Here is a 20,672-nt window from a genome sequence, read left to right as displayed (position 1 = left end):
CATTCGTATTTTCTATAAATAATATGACTGCCCCTGTGGCTTTCATGAATATCTATATTAAATTTGTCGAACTTGAGTCAATTCTATTGACTGAATTCTAAATAAAAGCGTAAAAGGGTCCTGGTTTTATAAGGATTTTAGAATGCAAAGAAAGTTAGTTGGTCTTTTCCTATTACTTGTTTCATATTTTTTATTCAGCGGGTTTTCGATCCAATCCATTATATCGAGTATTACTGGTAATCTTGTTCCGCAAACACTTCCAAAACTTTCCGCATCTCCTTCCGGATCTCTGATTACTAATATAGAAATCGTTCTTCCTCCGGGAACTAAAGGAATATTGCCCAACTTGTCTTTCTCTTACTCTTCAAGCGGAAGAAACGGACTGATCGGTGTGGGTTGGGAACTTTCCGGAATCCATTCTATTTCAAGAGATCCTAGTTTCGGGATCAATTATGATGGAGCAGACGATTATGTATCTTCTCAAGTCGGACCTCTTATTGATATTTCCGGAAATCTTTCGACGTTTCACTCTAAAAGGGAATCTTGGATAAGATTTATCCCTACTGGGATATGTGGAGATGGTCCCTGTTCCTGGGTTGCAACGGATAAAGATGGAATAACGTATTCTTTCGGTTCCACCGCAGATTCCCGAATTGAGGCATTAGGCAGAAACGGTTCTGTGAGAGCTTGGACACTCAGCCAAGTAAGAGATCCGTTCGGTAATGGGTATAACGTGACTTACGTAGAAGATACTGCGACCGGAGAATATTATCCGAATCAAATTACGTATCAAAATAGGAGCATCCAATTTGAGTACGAAGATCGTTCTGATTCGAATCCTGCATATTTTAACGGTTCTTTGGTCCAGACTACTAAAAGATTGGAGTCTATAGAAATCTCGGTGGATGGTTCTTTAGTTCGAGAATATGAATTAGGATATTCTAACGGATCTTTGTCAGGAAGATCCGTATTAACTTCTTTGAGCAGGAGTGAAAGCAACTCTTTCGGTTCGGAAAGTTATGCTGACTTAAATTTTAATTACGGCAGTGACGGCTTTACTTTGTCGGATGTTTCCGATTCAAATCTCAACACGACACTCTCGGCCTTGAACTTGTTCGTTCCGAGCGGTCTTCTTCTTTACGCAAATTTAATGTTTCAGAATCCTCTGCCGACCCAGCCTGCTGCCTCGGAAAAGAGAATGGCGGATTATTTACAGTATGCTATGAGGATGCCTGTTCCGGAAAGGGACAGTTGCAATTTGGGCCCTGCGGCTTGTTTATGTGCTGCATATGCTCCTTGTTGGGGAGGGAATCAAGTCTTCTTCGAAAATTTAGTATCTCTTTGTTTGGATTATAATAACTGGGGAGGTCCTACCTATTGCGCTTCCGGTATTGATTCCGGTCTTACGAATTGGATGCCAATGGATCTAGATGGAGATGGATTGATGGACTTTGCAGCAGTGGTAGGCTCCGAAACAAATAACAGTATTCGACTGAGAGCATTCCCATTAAAGAACGGTAATATAGATTCTACTAATAGTTTCTTAAGTCCTGCGGTCCCTTTGCACTATAATACATTTTCCCAAGCCGTGGATTTGGACGGAGACGGCAGGACGGATTTTGCTTATGAAAGCGGCGGTAAACTTACGGTAATTTATTCTAAATCCACCTCATTCAGTTCTGCGACTACGTTTTCAAACGTGAGTATCCCTGCCGCCAATCGGAACATGACTGTTTTCTCTCCCTATTCCTATTATTTCGAATATTCCAGTACAAATACTAAAAGAATGGCTTCGGACAAGTCTCCTGCGGATTGGTTCAGCGATATGAACGGGGACGGGCTTACGGATTTTATTCATTATGACGGTTCCAAATTTAATATCTATATCAACCAAAAGGGAAGTTTCGCAAACGCGGTCCAGATCACAGGAACCTCGAATTATTATATTAATGAGTTCATTGATATAAACTCAGACAGCAAAGCCGAATATGTGAGACTTGTGAAATACAGCGAAAATCCGGAATATACTGCGGTTAGCGCTTTATTGGATCAGGCGAATTCCCAAGCGGAAACGATCACGAATACATATACGACTCAGAACGATGTTTTGAATACCATCCTAAGTTCCGGTCCAACTTCTGTTTCCGCTTCCGATTTTAATTCCCTGATCGATTATTATTTGATCGGATGTTCTGCTTATGTTCAAAGTTTAGGTACGGACATCGATTTGAGCTCTGTTATATTGGTAGCAAATAGCTCCGGAGAAAATGTGGCGTGCGTGAATTCGGATCCAAATTATACGGATATCTCTCAGCTGCAGGCGGCCTTAGCTGGAACGGATATCCCTTCTTCTAATACTTTGGCTTCGGATTTGCAGTTAATTTATGCAAATCTAATCACTCCCATTTCTTCTACTCAATCTAGTTTGCAAGCTCAACTCAATTCCATCAGCGAAACTGCTTCCGGAACGACTAGATATCGTTTGGATGTAACTTATTTTAATCTTTCTACTAAAACTTCTACCACCTCCCAACTGGATCTGGGAACGAGTGCGGATAAACTCAGAAGTTTTTTTGGAGATGTGAATTCGGATGGTCTTCCGGATTTTATTACGATTGTGGGAGGCAAGATCAAGGTTTCACTAAATACTTCGAAGGGTTTCGGTTCTCAAGTGGCAAGCAACCTGAATACAAGCGACGTTAAGAATGTTTCTCAATTTAATTTCGGGGATGTGAACGGAGACGGTTTGCAGGATCTGATCTTATATAATAAAGAAAATCATAATGTAGAAAGTTATCTCTCCAACGGAGCGGGATCTCTTGCGTATAACTCTTCGTTCGGATTCGGTCAATTTGTATTAAACGAACAAACCACAAACGGTGTCTATAAGGCGGACATAGGTCAACTTATGATCCAAGATACGAATGGGGACGGTTTTTCGGACGCTCTTCTTGTGAAACTTTGGATGGATAAGACCCAAGGTCATGTTCTCATTCGAAAAACGAATGCGAAAACGGTTTCTGAAGACGATATTGTTTCGGTCACAAACGGTGTGCAGACTTCTTCAGTTGCTTACACCGCTAAACATCTGCATTCCGGAGCCATTTCCGCAGGCACAGGCGATTATCCTAATTTAGTGGATAATTCTCCCGGTTTTTTGGTAACGAGTCTGAATACGGATATCGGAAGCGGGATTACTACATCGGAAAGTTTTTCCTATTCGAATGCAAGGTTTTATTCGGGGGTAAGAGGGATTGCGAGAAGTCTCGGGTTTGCAAAAGTAAGTGAAAAAGAAAATGGCACCGGCTTTTATAAATCAACCGAATATTTTCAGAATGATTATAGATTGGCTGGGATTCCAAGTGAGATAAACAATTATAACTCACAAGGGAATCTTGTTCACAAGACTGTTTATAGCGGCTTTCAATTTCTAAATCCGTTTAATACGGAACTTTTTATCGCGACAAATTTATCTAAAAGTTCGTACCATAATGGAAATTTAGAAATCACAACTAATACGAGTCTTTCGATTGATCCATACGGTTTCTCCACAAATCAAACGGAAACAATCGGAAGTCATATAATTTCTACGGATACACAAATTGTTCATGATATTGATACCTGGAGGATTGGTAGGGTCATTCGAAACCAAAAAACCGTGGACGGTACTTTAGTAGAAGATCAAAAATTAGTCTACCAAAATGATACGATCCTTTCCACAACACAGTTTCCGGGTACATCTGCGGAGCAAATCACAACTTATTCCTATGATTCTTATGGGAACCCGATTGCATCTACTGACCTATTTGGTGCAACAACGACGATGGAACTCGATCCTACAATCCATTCCTTTCCGGTTGGAAAAACGAATGCTTTAGGTCAAAAAGAAACTTCAATATATGATCTTATTTTAGGACTAGAATTATCCCGAACGGATGCAAACGGAGCAACAACAAAGAAAACGTATGATACATTCGGTCGCTTACTTACTATAACTTATCCAGGAAATACTGATTGGAATGAATCTTATGAATATAAAAATCCTGCAAAGTTCGATTTAGGCGATCACTCTAATACTCAGCATTTGATAAAAACGGTAAGAGATACGACAAGTGGAACAGAAACAATCAGTATAGAATATTCGGATCCTTTCGGTAATACAATTCGCAGCATATCGAATACCGCAGAAAGCGGAATAGATCTGATCACAGATACCGTTTACAATTACACAAATGGTTTGATTTTAAGGAAATCCAATCCGTATTTCACCAATACCGCTCCTTACTGGACAGAATACAATTATAATGATCCGGATCTTAGGCCGACTGGAAGCAGTTTCACCGGGCCTAATGGAACAAATCTTACTACTCTGTCGTATTCAGCTCTAACAACGAATAAAATTGTCCATTATTTCGATGGAGTAGAGAAATCCTTCAGTGAAACGAAAAATGAATTAGGTCAGGTTATTTCGAAAACGGATAACGGAAAGACAATCGCGACGGTATATTCTCCTTTTGGGCAACCTTCTAAAATTACCGATACGATAGGAAATATTACGAGATTTGTATATGATGTGGGAGGCAGAAGGATCAGTACTAGCGATCTGGATTCAGGGACAATCACCTATTCCTATGATAAAGCGGGAAAGATCATCAAACAAACGGATGCCAGGGGTAAAAGCCAAACATTTACTTACGACTTACTCGGCAGGATCATAAAAACGACTCCTAGCGGTGGAGAGGTTCCGATCGTAAATGAATATGATAATACTTCTCGTCCTAATGGAATAGGGAGAGTGAGTAAGATCACCGATGCTTCCGGAGTGACTGAAATTGCCTATAATGCTCAAGGTAAATCTATCTATCAAAAAAAGATTATAGATGAGCATATCTTTATTTTAGAAATGGAGTATGATTCCTTAGGAAGAGCGATCCAAATTGTGTATCCTGACGGAAGTAAAATACACCAGAGTTATTCTTTAAACGGAAATTTGAAGAATATTACAATGGATTCCGCAGACGGTTCCAGCAGAGGAGCAGTCGTTGCCGAATATGAAGGACCGATCTTTCAGGATGGAGAAGTAATTCTTAGAAAGACTTTAGGAAACGGAACAGTCACGGATCGTAAAATCGATTTGAGTAATTTTCAGACCACTTTCTTAAGCTCTCGTAATGAGGATGGAAGAGTTTTACAATCTCTATCTTACGCCTACGACGGATCGGAAAACGTATTAAAACAATCCGATCTAAAAAATCCTAGAAGTTCTCAAGTATATACCTATGATCTGCACAATCGACTTTTATCGGCAACGGGTAGCTATGGAACAGAGAATTATTCCTATAGTGCCGACGGAAACCTGATCCAAAAAGGAAAATTCGTTTATACTTACGGGGACCCGAGCCATATTCATGCCGTTACAAAAGTATATAATAATAGACCTGGAACTTTACGTTATTCTTACGATGCTTCCGGGAACATGATATCTCGGGACGGAGACATTCTTCATTACGACTCGTACGGAAAAATGACCGAATATGAGATGAACGAAGGAGGAAGGATCAAATATACTTACGATTATTCTGGAGAGAGGGTAAAATCAGAGAATCGGTTTACGACTACTTATAACTTATTAGATCTTTACGAGCTAGTCCAGGCTCGGGGAGCGAGGCCTAAACATACAATGTATGTTAAAGGTTTAGGTGGAGAAATTTTAGTCCAACTAACAAGAACAGATGCGACCCTGATCTCGGAAAATCGGGAAACAGAAAGTGGAACGGGATTTATCAGCAGTTCCGGAACTTGGTTGGATCAGATGGGACTTTGTTCAGGAGTAGTGATAGACTGCGAAACATATTGGAAGAATCGGATATTGTCTCCATTTAAAGGATTTCTTACCTATTCGATGTTTTTCCAGAATGGAGTTCCTACTGCATTCTTTCGATTTGGATATGTTCTATTTTTCTTGAGTTTTCTCTATCTGATGTATCCTTTCTTACTTAAAGGAAATGAAATCCTCCAAAGAATGAAGCTTGGAGGCTTGAGTTCTCCGATGTTACTTGTATCCTTTTTCGGAATATCATTATTACAAGACTGTAATGGAGTTTTAGGCGCTAGAAATGAAAATACACCTTGGAATATACTTGCAAAACAAGTGAACACTGAGGAGGCTTCTCCGCTTGCACTTGGAAGAAGTAACGGTAGACTTCGCGGAGCCGGAGTGCCGACAGTGGGGGCTTATTTTTATTTAACGGATCATTTGGGATCTACAACGATGTTGACTGATGCAGATGGAAATCCAGCCTCAGGTCCCGGACAGTCGGGAGTTAGTAAAGTTAGTTATCTTCCTTATGGAGAGATCAATTATTCGGATTCGACGGGTCCTGATATTTTTAGATATAAGTTTACGGGTCAGGTTTCCGATAGTGAAACAGGCTTGTATTATTATAAATCAAGATTTTATGATCCGTTCTTGGGAAGATTTGCTCAAGGAGATGATAGATTCGACAAAGGGGTTAACGGTTTAAATCGATATATGTATGTGGGAGGAAATCCTACAAACAAAATCGATCCGGATGGTCATAGCCTGGATTCGTTATTTTGGTTAACTGCATTCTTATTTTCTCAGGAACAGTATAGCCAGCAAAAGCAGAATGAGACTATGATGATCGTTTTACTACAACACCAACAAGTCATGGCAACTCATATAGGTGGCTGTCCGACTAGTGGATTGAATTACGGAGTATTTGGGAATTTTCAGGGAGCGGGTAGATGTGGAGGTTATTTACCTAACAAGGATACTTTAACTATGATGCTCACCGTGTACGCAACTACCCATAATCCAGCACTAGCTTTAATGGTTTACTTCATGTATAAGCCTAAATCTCCTTTGACTATCGTAGATAAATCGGGAATCGAACATGACGAAGGACATTCTTGGACCTCATCCCCCAAAGCCTTAAAAGCTAATGAACAATGGATAAAACAATCTTGGGGAAATTACTTCTCGCTAAATAACCAAAAAGCTGCGTACCAACGAGAATTTGATGCATTACCCAGTAGTTATGATCGATTGGGAAATACGGGGAAATCTGTAGTTGCTGGGATAGACTATATGGCAACGACAACTTTCGATACTTTTGTTGCGTTACCAGGAGGAACTCTTCTTTTTGCCGCTCAAAATGCGATCGGATATACATATAACTTCCTACATAATGCAACGTTCATACATAAAGAACGTTTATTAATTCGCAAAGCGAGGTTTAAAATCAAATGGTAAGATTATTTATGCATCATAGTAGTCCAAAATTTCTTTCAACTATCTTTCTTATTGTAATAATGATCTTATGCTTTAACTGCATTATTGTTCCCACTAATGAAAGGACAGCTTGCAAATATAAACTTGATAACAACTCCACCCTAGTTCGCAACGAAAGTTGTGCATTTGCTACTGGGGAATTTTTAATTTACACTGATTCTTCATCTAGTCCACAGCAAAAGCAAGAAGCGTTAAACTTTTTCAATTTTTTTCTTTTAGAATGTGCCGAATACCAAGAGAGACTCAAAGAATGTAATAAGGAAATCAACAAATATATTCCTACTCTACATCCTCAATAGTATGGAGTTGTAAGTTCAAGTGGATTTACATCTCTCGAAATCTGAAAGGCAAATGAATAAAAGAATATTAATTCTTGCGATAAGTATCTACGGAATTTCTTGTATGCCAACGAATGAAAGAACAGCTTGTTTATACAATTTGCAGGAGAAAGGTGGCCCATTTGATGCATCAGATGATAGCTGTAATGTCATTGGAGCTGATATAGCAGGAACAAATTCGACTGATCCTGATGTTCGTATAACTGCGGCTCAATTTCTCAACTTCCATCTTGCTAAGTGCCTCGAATATCATCAGGAATTGAAAGAATGTAAAAAAGAGATTAACTATTATATACCTACTCTGCATCCTCAATCAGATTGGATCCGGGGTTCGCAGATAGAAAATCCCCGGAGAGGGGGTAGCGGAAGACGCGTGTAACGCGGCTGAAGCGAGGGGGAGGCTTCCCCCTATAAAATCAATCGTTCATTACGTTTCTTTAAAAAATCCTAATCTTCCACTTTATAATATTTACTCGAAGCTTCTTTCAGGAATTTTTTCTCTTTTTTGTTCAGAGAATTCATCCCTTCTTTGGAAATTTTTTCTAAAAGACGGTCCACTTCTTCTTTAGCTTCTTCTCTGGTTTTCATCTCTTCTTGCCAGCGGACCATTTTTCTTTTTTGTCTCCATCTGGAAAATGAGAAGCTGGGGAGTTTTATCCCGAATCTATATTTTATTTTCGTATAATATAGGAAATAGAGTCCACCGGCCGCGAATCCACCCAATCCGCTTGCGATCGGTGTTCCTGCTTGTAATCCTAAAATTACCAGAACGGCCAGGATAATCATGGCAAGATACTTTGCTTTGATAGGAAAGATCCCCCAAAACAATAACTCTCTATTCGGCCAAATTAACGCATAAGCAGTGATTAACCCGTATAGAACGGAGGAAATCCCTAATACGGTCCCTTGTTGATACCCTATAAGAGAAGCGAATATCGCAGCAACTCCGCCTCCGAAGATACAAAACATGAAATAACGTAAAAAATTCCTGGTCCCCCAGTGAGACTCCAATGCGGAGCCGAACATCCAAAATGCAAACATCTCGAATAAGAATCCGATCAACATATTTGGGGTGTGAAAGAAGCTGTATGTGAGTAACTGCCAGCCGAAAAATTTTTCTAAGACGAGGCCGGGAGTCAGACCGAATAATCCCAGGATGCCCAAAAGAACGGAAGGGGCAGCCAGGCTCAGAATGAACTCTATCCCGAAAATCGCTATGTTTAATATCAGAAGTTTACGAACGAGGGGAGAGGTTGAGACACCGAATCCGCTAGAGAAAGACGCCATTGACTCCCTAGTTTTCTTTTTTCCTTTCGAACGACAACCTAAATCCGGATTTTGTTTCCTTTGACAGTTTGGGGGAAATATAGTAAATGTTCCTAAGATGGAAATCTTCTTGTACGGAGTCCGGGGGTCTATTCCTGCCCCCTTATCGAATGAGGAATACAGGGAGAAAGTAATTTCCATTTTGAGACTGGTCGCCAAGTCGGAGGGAAAAGCGTTCTCTTCTCCCGAAGAATGGTTCGACGGGTTGCCAGAACCTTTGAATTATATAGTCGGTGGAAACACCACCTGCGTTCGGATCATGGGAGCTTCCGGGGTAGAACTAGTTGTGGATTTGGGTACCGGGGCGAGAATTCTGGGAGAGGATCTAGTCCGAGGTAAATTCGGGCAAGGGAAGGGAGAAGCATCCGTATTTTTCACTCATACGCATTGGGATCATATCCATGGGATCCCGTTTTTCAAACCGCTATACATTCCCGGAAATAAATTCAGTTTTTATTCTCCCTTAGAAGATCTGCCGGAAAGATTAAAATACCAGCAAGAACCCAGATTTTTCCCCATCCATTTCGATCATTTCGGTTCAGAAAGAAATTTCCATAGGCTCCAAAAGGGAGAGATCCTGGAAATCGGCGGTGTGAAAGTGGAATGGCTCGCTCTCAAACATCCGGGAGGCTCCATCGCCTATAAATTTACCGAAAACGGAAAAAGTTTTATTTTTGCCACGGATGCGGAATACAACGGTGAGGATTTTCCTTTGATCCAGGAGCAAAAACCGTTCTTCAAAGGTGCGGATCTTCTGGTCTTGGACGCTCAATACACACTGGACGAATCCTTCCAAAAATTCGATTGGGGCCATACCTCTTACACTATGGCGGTCAATTGTGCTTCTTCCTGGGAGGTCAAAAAACTGGCCTTGACCCACCATGAACCCGCCTATTCGGACGAAATTTTAGCCATCATCTTGGATGACGCCAGAACCCATGCTGAAAATCTTGGAGCTAAGGACCTATCCATAGTCTTGGCTAGGGAAGGAATAAAATTCGAACTCGTATGAATCTATTTAGCGAAGGAATTCACAGAGCTACAAAAACACTTTTGATCTTAGCCTTATTGGGCGGTCTGTTTTTCGGATACATCATCGCAGAAGTCGACGAGGGGGGGGAGCTTGCGATCCTGGCCTCCTATCAACCTACTACTCCGACTCGGTTGTACGATACTAATGGGATCGTGTATGCGGAATTGTATCGCCATAAACAGCAACTTCTAAAATACCAAGATATTCCTCCTCATGTGATCCAAGCCTTCCTTTCCGTTGAGGATAATAACTTTTTCAATCACTTCGGGATAGATTTCTCCGCAATCCTTCGCGCGGCGGCAGTTAACGTGATCTCAGGTAGGATCAAACAAGGTGGATCCACTCTTACACAACAGCTTGCTAAAACCGTTTTGAATAATCGGAAAAAATCCTTTATCCGCAAATTCGTAGAGGCTTTGTTCACTCTTCAGATCGAACAGGAATATTCCAAAGAAGAAATATTAGAAATTTATTTTAACCTAATATACCTAGGACACGGAACGACAGGGCTTGCTTCCGCGGCCGACGTATATTTCCATAAGGATGTGTCGGATCTGGATGTGGCGGAAGCTGCACTTCTTTCGAGACTTCCTAAGGCGCCGGTGGACTATTCTCCGTATAAAAATCCTGCCGCTTCTAAAAGGGCTCATATAGAAGTTCTAAAACTTATGGCTTCTCAGGGATTTATTCCGGAAGATAAGGTCCAGACCATCCACGATGAATTCTGGGAAAAATACTGGCCGATCGTAATCACTCAATCGCCTTCTCAATCCACCTGGGGAACCAAACTGAATAGAGCTCCCCATTTTACCGAATTCGTAAGGCAGAGATTATTAAAAGAATTGGGAGAGGATCGGATCTACAGCGGTGGTTTAAAAATTTACACCACTCTGGATATCCGCAAACAGGAGATCGCTCAAGACGAACTTCGTAAGGCTCTCAAAAAACACGACGATCTAGTTTCCGGCGTTACCGTGAATTATGCGGGAGGCGCGGACAGAGGTCTTGTAGGTCTTTATAATTTTATCGGTTCCTTATTCCCTGTGGCTCCTCCTTTTGTGAGTCGCTTGGATGATAAGGCAAATTTCAGGGTCGCATTGGAAAAAGAACTTATCGATTCAGCGGATGTTCTCAGTTTACTTCTTCCTGCGGATAATGAATCTGCTGCTTTTACTGAATTCCAAAAAAGGACCGCAGTATTCGGTAAGAACCTTCACGTAGAAGGCGCTGCGATCACGATTGATCATACCAACGGCTATATAGAAACGATGGTCGGAGGATATGAATTTACTCCTAAAAACCAGTTCAATCGTGCGGTGCAGGCAAGAAGGCAGACCGGCTCTTCTTTCAAACCGTTCGTGTATGGCGCTGCCATTGCGGAAAGGGTTGTCGGTTCCGGAACTGGGATCATGGACGCACCTCTCACTACCTTAACGGAAGAAGGAGAAGGTTGGTCTCCTCAAGACTTCGACGGAGACTTCCAAGGTATGGTTCCTCTTTCCAGAGCTCTTTCTATGTCCTTAAACATCGTTTCCGTTCAGGTTCTTTTGCGAACCGGGGCCGATGCGGTCATCGATTTTGCTTCTCGTTTAACAAAGGCTGATAAAAGTAGATTTGTCCCAAGTCCTGCTCTTGCGTTGGGAATCGCTGAGTTGAGTCCTTATGAAATGGCGGTGGGGTATTCTATCATCGCAAACAAGGGAAGGAACGTGATCCCGCTTTCCGTTCGATATGTGATCGATCAGTCAGGAAACGTAATTTATAATGAAGAGTTAAAGGTCCGGGAAGAATTGGATAAGCAGGCAGAAGACGGTTCCATTCAGATTATCAGCGAGGGAACTGCCTATATTCTTCGTAAAATGTTGACCATGGTTGCGATGGGAGGAACTGCAGCGAACGGGCTTCATTCTCCCGACCAAGGAAATTATAAGGGGATCGCGGCAGGAAAAACCGGATCCACTTCTTCTTTTACGAATGCCTGGTACTGTGGATTCGATCCTAAGTTGACCACTGTGATTTGGTTAGGATTTGATAAGAGTTCTATTTCACTCGGGAGAGGGCAGGCTGCAGGGGTTCTTGCGGTTCCTATTTGGGGAAAAATGTACCGTCGTTTTTATAACGGTGAAAATTATCCGACTTTCGAGGATGAGCACGGTTTAGATCCGCAACCGGAAGAAGTACAAGGTGGAGGAACCTGCGCGTATAATGGATTGTCTCCTAAGCCCGGAGTATGTCCGGTTACCCAGAACCTGACCTTAAAGCCGATTACTGTAGCAGGTGTGACAAAATCCGTCCAAGCAAACCGCCAATGCGACGGAGATCGGGACCATCATAAGTCGATCGATTTCAGAGAATTCCTGCAGTTGGAATACCAGATCAGCGACGAAGAGATCGGAAAAACGGAACGTAAGTTTAAACCGCAAGCGGACTGAAAAATCGAGTGTGATTTCGGGAAAATTCGTCCAAAACACCGATTTGACAAGAACGGCTTTACAGAATTTTTCCGCTTTCCGAAAGTGAAATGGAGGCGGTCCCGGAATGGGACGTATACACCGACCTCCGTAGGATCAAGATGTCGATAGAGATCAAGGTTCCCGAAATGGGTGAATCCATTACGGAAGCAACAATAGCAAACTGGGTAAAAAAAGAAGGCGAGCGAGTAGAACAGGACGAGGTCCTGGTGGAATTGGAAACCGATAAGGTGACCATGGAGGTACCGGCCCCCTCGGCGGGTGTGCTCCAAAAAATTAATAAGAAACCGGGGGAGACGGTCAAGATCAAAGAAGTGATCGGAATCATTGACCCTTCTGCCTCTGCAAAAAGCGCTCCTACTTCCAGCACTCCTTCCTCAACGAATACAACACCAACGAATACGATAAGCGCAACACAGAACGATACACTTTCTCCTGCTGTTCGCAAATTGATAGATGATAACGGATTAAATCCTGCTTCTATCTCCGGTTCCGGAAAGAACGGACAGATTACCAAAGAAGACGTGTTAAACGCAATTGCAAACAAACAGTCGGCACCTGCTGTAGCGGTTTCCGCAGCTTCCTCAGCGCCAAAGTCAGCTCCTTCTCCCGAAATCCCTAAAGCGGTTCCTGCCGCTTCCAGAGGAAATCTTCCGAGAGAGAACATAGTTCCGATGACGAAACTTCGCCAGACGATCGCAAATCGTTTGGTTTCCGCTCAACATAACGCGGCTCACTTGACCACTTTTAACGAAGTGGATATGAGCGCGGTCATGGATCTTCGTACTAAATACAAGGACAAGTTCAAGGACGCACATAACGTAGGTCTTGGATTTATGAGTTTCTTCACCAAGGCGGTGATCGGAGCGCTTAAACATGTTCCTGCGATCAATGCCGAGATCAGAGGGACCGATATCGTATACAAAAACTATTACGATATCGGCGTAGCAGTGGGTGGTCCCAAAGGTTTGGTGGTCCCGATCGTTAGGGATGCGGATCTTCTGACTTTTGCTCAAATAGAATCCGAGATCGTAAGACTTGCGAACAAGGTGAAGGATGGAAAAATAGATCTTTCCGATATGGAAGGTGGAACTTTCACTATTTCCAACGGTGGGATCTACGGCTCTATGATGTCCACACCTATTCTGAATCCTCCTCAAAGTGGTATATTGGGACTTCATAATATTGTAAAACGTGCGGTAGTAGTGAACGATCAGATCGTGATCCGACCTATGATGTATGTGGCTCTTTCTTACGATCACAGGATCGTGGACGGAAAAGAAGCGGTTACTTTCCTGGTGAAAGTAAAAGAAGCGATCGAAGATCCGACTCGTCTTCTTTTGGATGTTTAAGGAAGTCTAATAGATATGGCGGAACAATACGACGTACTCGTGATCGGATCGGGACCCGGAGGTTATGTGGGCGCGATCCGAGCGGCTCAGCTCGGGCTCAAAACAGGGATCATCGAAAAAAGAAAAACTTTGGGGGGAACCTGCTTAAACGTGGGTTGTATCCCTTCTAAGGCGCTTTTGGATTCTTCGGAAGAATATCATAAGGTCTTACATAAGACCGATGTTCATGGAATTGGAGTTGGTAAAGTCACTCTGGACCTAAACAAACTTATGGAGCGCAAGAACACCATCGTCAAAGAAGTTACGGACGGTGTGGATTACTTGATGAAAAAGAACAAGATCACTCGTTATGAGGGTTTTGGTAAACTGCTCGGCGGGGGCCAGGTAGAAGTCGCCTTGGTCGACGGTAAAAAAGAAGTTTTAAGCGCCAAACATATCGTTCTGGCGACCGGCTCCGTTCCGATAGATATTCCGAGTCTGCCTGTGGACGGAAAAACGATCATCACTTCCGACCACGCAATCGATCTACGAACAGTTCCTAAAAAACTGGTAGTGATCGGTGCAGGAGTTATAGGTTTAGAGCTTGGTTCCGTTTGGGGAAGGCTCGGAGCGGAAGTGACGGTAGTGGAACTCCTACCTGGACTTCTTCCTACTGTGGACCGTTCTTTCGGTAGTTTATTACAGAGAAGTCTGGAATCCCAAGGTTTTAATTTCTTATTCGAACATAAAGTATTAGGAGCGACTGCTTCTAAATCAGGTGCTAAAGTAAAGATTGCGGCCCCCGATGGAAAAGAGTCCGAATTGGATGCGGATGCTGTACTTGTGGCTGTCGGCCGAAAGCCGTTTATCGATGGGATCGGATTGGAAGCGGCAGGGGTCGAATTAACGGAAAGAAAAAGGATTAAGGTAGATTCTCATTTTCAAACGAGCGCTGCCGGTATCTACGCGATTGGGGACGTGATCGACGGACCTATGCTTGCTCATAAGGCGGAAGAAGAAGGTGTTGCACTTGCGGAATTACTCGCGGGTCAATCCGGACACGTTAATTACGCTGCGGTTCCAAGCATTATCTATACCTGGCCGGAAATGGCTTGGGTAGGAAAAGGGGAAGAGGAACTCAAAAGCGCGGGTGTGGAATACAAAGTCGGTAAGTCATTATTCAAGCCGAATGCAAGAGCAAAGGCCATGAATGAAGCGGAAGGCCAAGTTAAAATTTTAGCAGATAAAAAAACGGATAAGGTATTGGGAGCGTTTGTGTTCGGGCCTAGAGCCTCGGATATGATCGCTGAGCTTGCGGTTGCTGTAGAGTTCGGTGCTTCTTCGGAAGATATAGCACGTTCCTTCCATGCGCATCCTACATTGTCCGAAGTCGTAAAAGAGGCCGCCATGGCCGTAGACAAGTGGGCAATTCACGCTTAGGGGAGATCCGATCATGAAAATCGAACAATTGATGGCATTATACGGAGAGAACGGGGCATTACTCGAAGAACTTTATGAAAAGTTTAAAAAGGACCCGAACTCTCTGGACAAAGAATGGTCTCTCTTCTTCCAAGAAGTAGAGACTAACGGAGTTTATCCTCAGAACGGTACCAATGGAAACGGGAACGGAAAAACGGCCGTTACCACTTCTTTTACGGATGCTCAGGCCGGATCCATCCGAGAAATGGGGATTATCAACCTGTTGAATGCGTATCGTAGGCAAGGGCACTTGGCAGCAAAGTTAGATCCTCTCGGGATCTCTCAACCGAACCGCAAATTTATCGAATCTAAGTTAGGAAATCTAACTGCCGCGGATCTAGATACGGTAGTCGACACACAGAACCCTTCTCTCGGTCGTGCAAAACTGAAAGATGTTGTGGATTGGTTCGAAAAAGCATACTGTAGCACGGTAGGTTACGAACAATATTATCTAGTAAACGACGAAGAAAGAGAATGGCTCCAACATCAGATCGAGTCCGCGGAATACCATGCACCTCTTCCTAAAAGTACTCGTCTCAGATTGTTTGAAAAATTATTCCAAGCGGATCATCTGGAAACATTCTTAGCTAAAAAATACGTAGGTAAAAAACGTTTCTCCTTGGAAGGAGGAGAAAGTATGATCCCTATGCTCGACACGATCGTGGAGGAAGCCGGACGTTTCAAAATGGACGGACTCGTGATCGGTATGGCGCATAGAGGACGATTGAACGTACTTGTTAACGTGATCGAAAAACCCGCTTCTTTGGTATTCGCAGAATTCGAAGAGAAAGCAGACAAAAGCGCCGGAAGTTATGCGGATGTTAAGTATCACCTAGGATATTCCAATAGCAAAATGACTTCAAGCGGAAAGGAAGTTAAACTTTCCCTTGCATTTAACCCAAGTCACTTGGAAGCGGTGAACCCGGTTGTTACAGGTTCCGTTCGTGCTCGCCAAGAGCAGTATGGAGATACGGATCGTTCTAAATTTATGCCGATCACCATACACGGAGATGCAGCGTTTGCGGGGCAGGGTGTGGTGGCAGAAACCATCAACCTAATGAACCTGGACGGTTATACTACAGGCGGGACTTTCCATATTGTGATCAATAACCAGATCGGATTTACTACTTTGCCGAACGAATCCAGATCCACTTTGTATGCAACTGACCTGGCAAAAGGTTATCAAATCCCTATCGTTCATGTAAACGGTGACGATCCGGAAGCGGTTTATCGAGTGACCAAACTCGGAATGGAATACCGCCAAAAGTTCAAAAAAGACTTTATCATTGATTTGATCTGTTACCGTAGATTGGGTCATAACGAAACGGATGAGCCTGCATTCACTCAGCCTAAAATGTATTCCATCATAAAGAACCATCTTCCTACCGCTCAATTATATGAGAAAAAGTTGATAAATGACGGAGACATCACCGCGGAAGAGTTGGACTTCATCAAAAACGGTTCCGCTCAAGGTTTAGAAGATTCTTTCCAAAGAGCGAAAGAACAAGATATCAAGATGAAAGTGGATACTATGCAGGGTGTTTGGGCGAAATATTCCAAAGAACCTCTGGATAGCGGAACTGCTACATCTCTACTTGCGGAACAAATCGATCGTATCGTAAAAGCGATCACTACCGTTCCGGAAGGTTTTACTCCGAATCCTAAGCTGGTAAAACTTCTTCAAAGCCGTAAAGAAATGGCGGAAGGAAAAGTTTCTCTGGATTACGGAATGGCGGAAGCGCTCTCTTTCGGTTCGATCTTGGAAAACGGATTCAGAGTCCGTCTTTCCGGCCAGGACAGCCAGCGTGGAACATTCTCCCATAGACACGCGGTTCTTGTGGATATAAACACGGGAGCCAAATACGTAGGTCTAAATCATATCTCCGAAAAACAAGCCAAGGCGGAAGTTGTGAACTCTTCCTTGTCCGAGTTTTCCGTTTTAGGTTTCGAATACGGTTATTCTCTTTCCGATCCGAGCGCTCTTGTTCTTTGGGAAGCTCAGTTCGGCGACTTTGCAAACAACACTCAGGTGATCTTCGACCAATTCCTTTCCAGCTCGGAAGTGAAATGGCAGAGGATGTCGGGTCTTGTCGTACTTCTTCCTCACGGATACGAAGGACAAGGACCGGAACATAGTTCCGGTAGGGTAGAAAGATTCCTGCAACTATGTGCGGACAATAATATGCAAGTAGCAAACTGTACGAATGCCGCTCAGTATTTCCATTTGCTTCGTAGACAAATTCTGCGTAATTTCCGCAAACCTCTGATTATTTTTACTCCTAAATCTTTATTACGTTTCCCTGGAGCGCTGTCACCGATAGACGATCTTTTAAAAGGGGCGTTTAAGGAAGTTCTTCCGGATGGCGGAGATCTAAAGGCCGATAAAGTGGAGAAAATTGTCTTTAGTTTCGGGAAAGTATATTATGATCTTCTAAAATATAGGGAAGAGAATAAGGTGCAGAATACGGCCTTGATCCGAGTGGAACAGGTGTATCCATTTCCAGCTAAAGAGATACAGGAAATCCTTAAAACCTACAAAAACGCTAAAACATTTGTTTGGTGCCAGGAAGAGCCTAAGAACCAGGGTGCTTGGACTTTTGTAAGAGATAGATTCGAGGATATTCTTCCGAACGGAGCAAAACTCAAATACGCCGGAAGAAAAGAATCCGCAAGTCCTGCTGCCGGACATATGAAAGTCCATACACAAGAGCAGGAACAACTAGTTTCAGACGCTTATCTGGTTTGATTCTTAGGCGTCGAATAACGTGGGAGAGCCTGTTCTATTAGCATTATTGTTTGCAGATCGGGTTATCTCGGAAGACAACGGGAAAAAAGGGATCATAGGGACTTTTACTAAGTTCTTTACGGGTCAATTTCCCGTAGTTTTTCCTCCCTGGGGAATATACGTATGTGTCACAAATCTTTCCCCAGGAGACCATGAATTTTCTCTAGAATTAGAACACGCAGATACCGGTGAAAAAGTGATAGGAGTCGGGGGCAATATCCGGGTCAATAACGGTTCGGAACCCGTGGAAATCGGGATCCCGATCCCTCATGCAGTTTTTCCTAAAGAAGGAAGATATATTTTACTCTTCAAAGTGGGTAAAGAAATCGTGGGAAGCCGCCCTCTCTGGGTGGATAAATTAAATCCTACCTGACCGCCTCATTTAGAAAATCCTAAATCTTTTACAAGACCCTTCGTTTTCTTGTACGGTCGGATAATAAATTTTTTCCAATATTAATTTTTTGAAATACGCTTGATCTGGAAATTTTTTTCAAGTATTGTATCTGTCTCTCATATACGAATTTCTTATAATTCGTTCTAAAATATAAACTATATTGGCATTCGGTTTAGGGCCTCGAGGGGCCGGACTTATAAAGACGGACTCTTATATAATATGGCGACGCCTACGGAAAAAAATATCACATTAGAAAAGGCTTTGCAGGACGCAAAGCTGATTGAATCCAAATTTAAAGGGCTTCTGGAGTCTTTACCTGACTCAATCGTAATGGTAAACGATTCCGGGAGGATCGTATTTGTGAATGAACAAGCTCTTCGAATGTTCGATTACAAAATCGAAGAACTTTTAGGGCAACCTATAGAGATCCTTCTCCCGGATAGATTCAGAAAAAATCATATTGCTCATCGTGATCATTATTTTACCCAGCCAAGGACGAGAACCATGGGAGCTGGTTTGGAACTTTTTGGTAGGAAATCCAACGGGGCAGAATTTCCGGTAGAGATCAGCTTAAGTCCCTATCATACAGAAGAAACAACATTGGTGCTAAGCGCTATACGCGACATTAGAGAGAGGATCAAGGCTGAAGCAAAGTTTAGAGGACTTTTGGAATCCGCACCCGATGCTGTTGTGATCGTGAATCGGGAGGGGAATATCGTACTCATCAATTCTCAAGCGGAAAAATTATTCGGATATCCCAGAGAAGAATTATTACACAAACCAGTTGAAGTTTTAGTACCTGAAAGATTCAGAGCCAATCATCCGAAAAATAGGATCGGCTTTTTTAATGATCCAAAAGTTCGAGGAATGGGAAGCGGGTTGGAATTATATGGGCTGAAGAAGAACGGTTTGGAATTCCCTGTGGAAATCAGCTTAAGTCCCTTGGAAACGGAAGAAGGTATGCTGGTTTCCAGTTCTATCCGCGATATCACCGAACGAAAACAACAGGAAGAATTCAGAAGAGCTGCATTAGAAGAACAGAATGAAAGAATGAAAGAAACCGCCAGATTGAAAAGTGAATTCTTGGCAAACATGTCTCATGAGTTAAGGACTCCTTTAAACGGTATCATTGGTTTTTCGGAATTACTTTCCGACGAAAGGCCTGGGCCGTTAAATGAAAAACAAAAGGAATATTTAACGGATATATTAAATAGTGCGAACCATCTTTTGAAATTGATCAACGACGTCTTAGATCTGGCTAAGGTGGAGTCCGGAAAGATGGAATTATTTTTGGAAACATTCTCTTTATCCACTGCGATCAAGGAAGTTTCCTCCATCATACGTCCTTTGTTAAGAAAGAAGAAGATAAATTTTTCGATAAAAGTAGAGGATCCGATAGATTTTGTGACCTTGGATCCTCAAAAAATAAAACAGATCTTATACAATCTTTTATCCAACGCAGTCAAGTTCAGTCACGAAGGAGGAAATATCAGAGTAGGTATGGAAGCGGAAGGTGAGGAATTTATCCGGATGAGATTCGAAGACGACGGGATAGGTATAGGAGAAAATGATCTAACCAGGATCTTCGAGGAATTTCAACAAATAGACAGCGGAGCCAACAGGCAATTCCAAGGAACGGGACTAGGCCTTGCTTTGACGAAAAGGATCGTGGAATTAATGCACGGAACAATACATGTAGAAAGTGAGTTGGGAAAAGGATCCGTATTCACTATAATACTTCCTAGAAATATCTTGAACGGTAAATAGATATGCCACCTAAAGTTTTGGTTGTGGATGATAATATCGTAAATCTCAAATTGATTTGTGAATTATTGGAATTAGACGAGTATGAGGTTTTAAAAGCGGAAAACGCGGAAGAAGCGCTTCAGATCATAGAAAATTATCCTTTAGATCTAATTCTTATGGACATAGAATTACCTGGAGTTGATGGGCTTACACTTACTAGACAGTTAAAAGAAAGAGAAAATACGAAAAATATACCTATCATAGCCGTTACCGCTTTTGCAATGAAAGGAGATGCACAAAAAGCTTACGGAGCCGGATGCGACGGCTATATTACGAAACCGATCGATACCAGGAAATTTACGGAACAAATAAACGGTTTTATCAAGGGTTTAAACCCGTGATCCAAAGGATTTTTTTCGTCCCTTACTTTTGCATAATCCGTTTTTTGGCATAA

The 20,672-nt window shown here is 42.5% G+C and carries 11 protein-coding genes; 10 read left to right on the top strand and 1 reads right to left on the bottom strand.

Annotation, left to right across the window (positions count from 1 at the left end; all coding sequences use genetic code 11):
• Positions 1–142: 142 nt before the first annotated feature.
• Together LEP1GSC192_RS04765 and LEP1GSC192_RS04755 are read left to right on the top strand one after the other, a co-directional pair.
• On the top strand, positions 143–7,276 hold the full coding sequence (locus LEP1GSC192_RS04765; protein ID WP_020768759.1) for an RHS repeat-associated core domain-containing protein: 7,134 nt from the start codon (positions 143–145) through the stop codon (positions 7,274–7,276).
• Between the two features lie 390 nt (positions 7,277–7,666).
• On the top strand, positions 7,667–8,032 hold the full coding sequence (locus tag LEP1GSC192_RS04755; protein WP_157186890.1) for a hypothetical protein: 366 nt from the start codon (positions 7,667–7,669) through the stop codon (positions 8,030–8,032).
• A 68-nt stretch (positions 8,033–8,100) separates the two neighbouring features.
• Here the strand turns inward: LEP1GSC192_RS04755 and LEP1GSC192_RS04750 are convergent, their stop codons facing one another.
• On the bottom strand, positions 8,101–8,940 hold the full coding sequence (locus LEP1GSC192_RS04750) for a rhomboid family intramembrane serine protease (protein ID WP_020768814.1): 840 nt from the start codon (positions 8,938–8,940) through the stop codon (positions 8,101–8,103).
• 97 nt (positions 8,941–9,037) lie between these two features.
• Between LEP1GSC192_RS04750 and LEP1GSC192_RS04745 the strand changes: the two genes are divergently transcribed.
• The 8 genes from LEP1GSC192_RS04745 to LEP1GSC192_RS04710 all read left to right on the top strand — a co-directional run bounded on the left by LEP1GSC192_RS04745 (position 9,038) and on the right by LEP1GSC192_RS04710 (position 20,619).
• Positions 9,038–9,991: an MBL fold metallo-hydrolase gene (locus tag LEP1GSC192_RS04745; protein ID WP_036089096.1), complete on the top strand. Its 954-nt coding sequence runs from the start codon at positions 9,038–9,040 to the stop codon at positions 9,989–9,991.
• Positions 9,988–12,444, top strand: coding sequence for a penicillin-binding protein 1A (locus LEP1GSC192_RS04740; protein ID WP_020768979.1), 2,457 nt, complete (start codon positions 9,988–9,990; stop codon positions 12,442–12,444). The genes LEP1GSC192_RS04745 and LEP1GSC192_RS04740 overlap by 4 nt, the downstream gene beginning before the upstream one ends.
• 140 nt (positions 12,445–12,584) lie before the next feature.
• A complete protein-coding gene (gene odhB, locus LEP1GSC192_RS04735; RefSeq protein ID WP_036089137.1) occupies positions 12,585–13,835 on the top strand; it encodes a 2-oxoglutarate dehydrogenase complex dihydrolipoyllysine-residue succinyltransferase in 1,251 nt (416 codons plus the stop codon).
• Between the two features lie 15 nt (positions 13,836–13,850).
• Positions 13,851–15,254, top strand: coding sequence for a dihydrolipoyl dehydrogenase (lpdA, locus tag LEP1GSC192_RS04730; protein WP_020768789.1), 1,404 nt, complete (start codon positions 13,851–13,853; stop codon positions 15,252–15,254).
• A 13-nt stretch (positions 15,255–15,267) separates the two neighbouring features.
• Positions 15,268–18,039 (top strand): 2-oxoglutarate dehydrogenase E1 component, encoded by a 2,772-nt coding sequence (locus LEP1GSC192_RS04725; RefSeq protein ID WP_020768898.1) that lies wholly within the window; start codon positions 15,268–15,270, stop codon positions 18,037–18,039.
• 19 nt (positions 18,040–18,058) lie between these two features.
• Entirely contained in the window at positions 18,059–18,451 is a 393-nt protein-coding gene (locus LEP1GSC192_RS04720) for a hypothetical protein (RefSeq protein ID WP_020768835.1), read from the top strand.
• 240 nt (positions 18,452–18,691) lie between these two features.
• Positions 18,692–20,239 (top strand): PAS domain S-box protein, encoded by a 1,548-nt coding sequence (locus tag LEP1GSC192_RS04715; RefSeq protein ID WP_020768944.1) that lies wholly within the window; start codon positions 18,692–18,694, stop codon positions 20,237–20,239.
• A gap of 2 nt (positions 20,240–20,241) precedes the next feature.
• Positions 20,242–20,619, top strand: coding sequence for a response regulator (locus LEP1GSC192_RS04710; RefSeq protein WP_020768840.1), 378 nt, complete (start codon positions 20,242–20,244; stop codon positions 20,617–20,619).
• The last annotated feature ends 53 nt before the right edge of the window (positions 20,620–20,672 follow it).

Origin of the sequence: Leptospira sp. B5-022 (assembly GCF_000347035.1) — a bacterium.
GTDB classification, from domain to species: Bacteria; Spirochaetota; Leptospiria; order Leptospirales; family Leptospiraceae; genus Leptospira_B; species Leptospira_B cinconiae.
Note: the sequence above shows the minus strand (reverse complement) of the source record. Positions and strands in the feature narration are given on the sequence as shown.

What these genes read in the sequence shown, in the direction of transcription:
- LEP1GSC192_RS04750 (WP_020768814.1), bottom strand. Translation starts at nt 8,940, where the DNA reads ATGGCGTCTTTCTCTAGCGGATTCGGTGTCTCAACCTCTCCCCTCGTT.
- odhB (WP_036089137.1), top strand. Translation starts at nt 12,585, where the DNA reads ATGTCGATAGAGATCAAGGTTCCCGAAATGGGTGAATCCATTACGGAA.
- LEP1GSC192_RS04745 (WP_036089096.1), top strand. Translation starts at nt 9,038, where the DNA reads ATGGAAATCTTCTTGTACGGAGTCCGGGGGTCTATTCCTGCCCCCTTA.
- LEP1GSC192_RS04765 (WP_020768759.1), top strand. Translation starts at nt 143, where the DNA reads ATGCAAAGAAAGTTAGTTGGTCTTTTCCTATTACTTGTTTCATATTTT.
- LEP1GSC192_RS04710 (WP_020768840.1), top strand. Translation starts at nt 20,242, where the DNA reads ATGCCACCTAAAGTTTTGGTTGTGGATGATAATATCGTAAATCTCAAA.
- lpdA (WP_020768789.1), top strand. Translation starts at nt 13,851, where the DNA reads ATGGCGGAACAATACGACGTACTCGTGATCGGATCGGGACCCGGAGGT.
- LEP1GSC192_RS04740 (WP_020768979.1), top strand. Translation starts at nt 9,988, where the DNA reads ATGAATCTATTTAGCGAAGGAATTCACAGAGCTACAAAAACACTTTTG.
- LEP1GSC192_RS04755 (WP_157186890.1), top strand. Translation starts at nt 7,667, where the DNA reads ATGAATAAAAGAATATTAATTCTTGCGATAAGTATCTACGGAATTTCT.
- LEP1GSC192_RS04725 (WP_020768898.1), top strand. Translation starts at nt 15,268, where the DNA reads ATGAAAATCGAACAATTGATGGCATTATACGGAGAGAACGGGGCATTA.
- LEP1GSC192_RS04715 (WP_020768944.1), top strand. Translation starts at nt 18,692, where the DNA reads ATGGCGACGCCTACGGAAAAAAATATCACATTAGAAAAGGCTTTGCAG.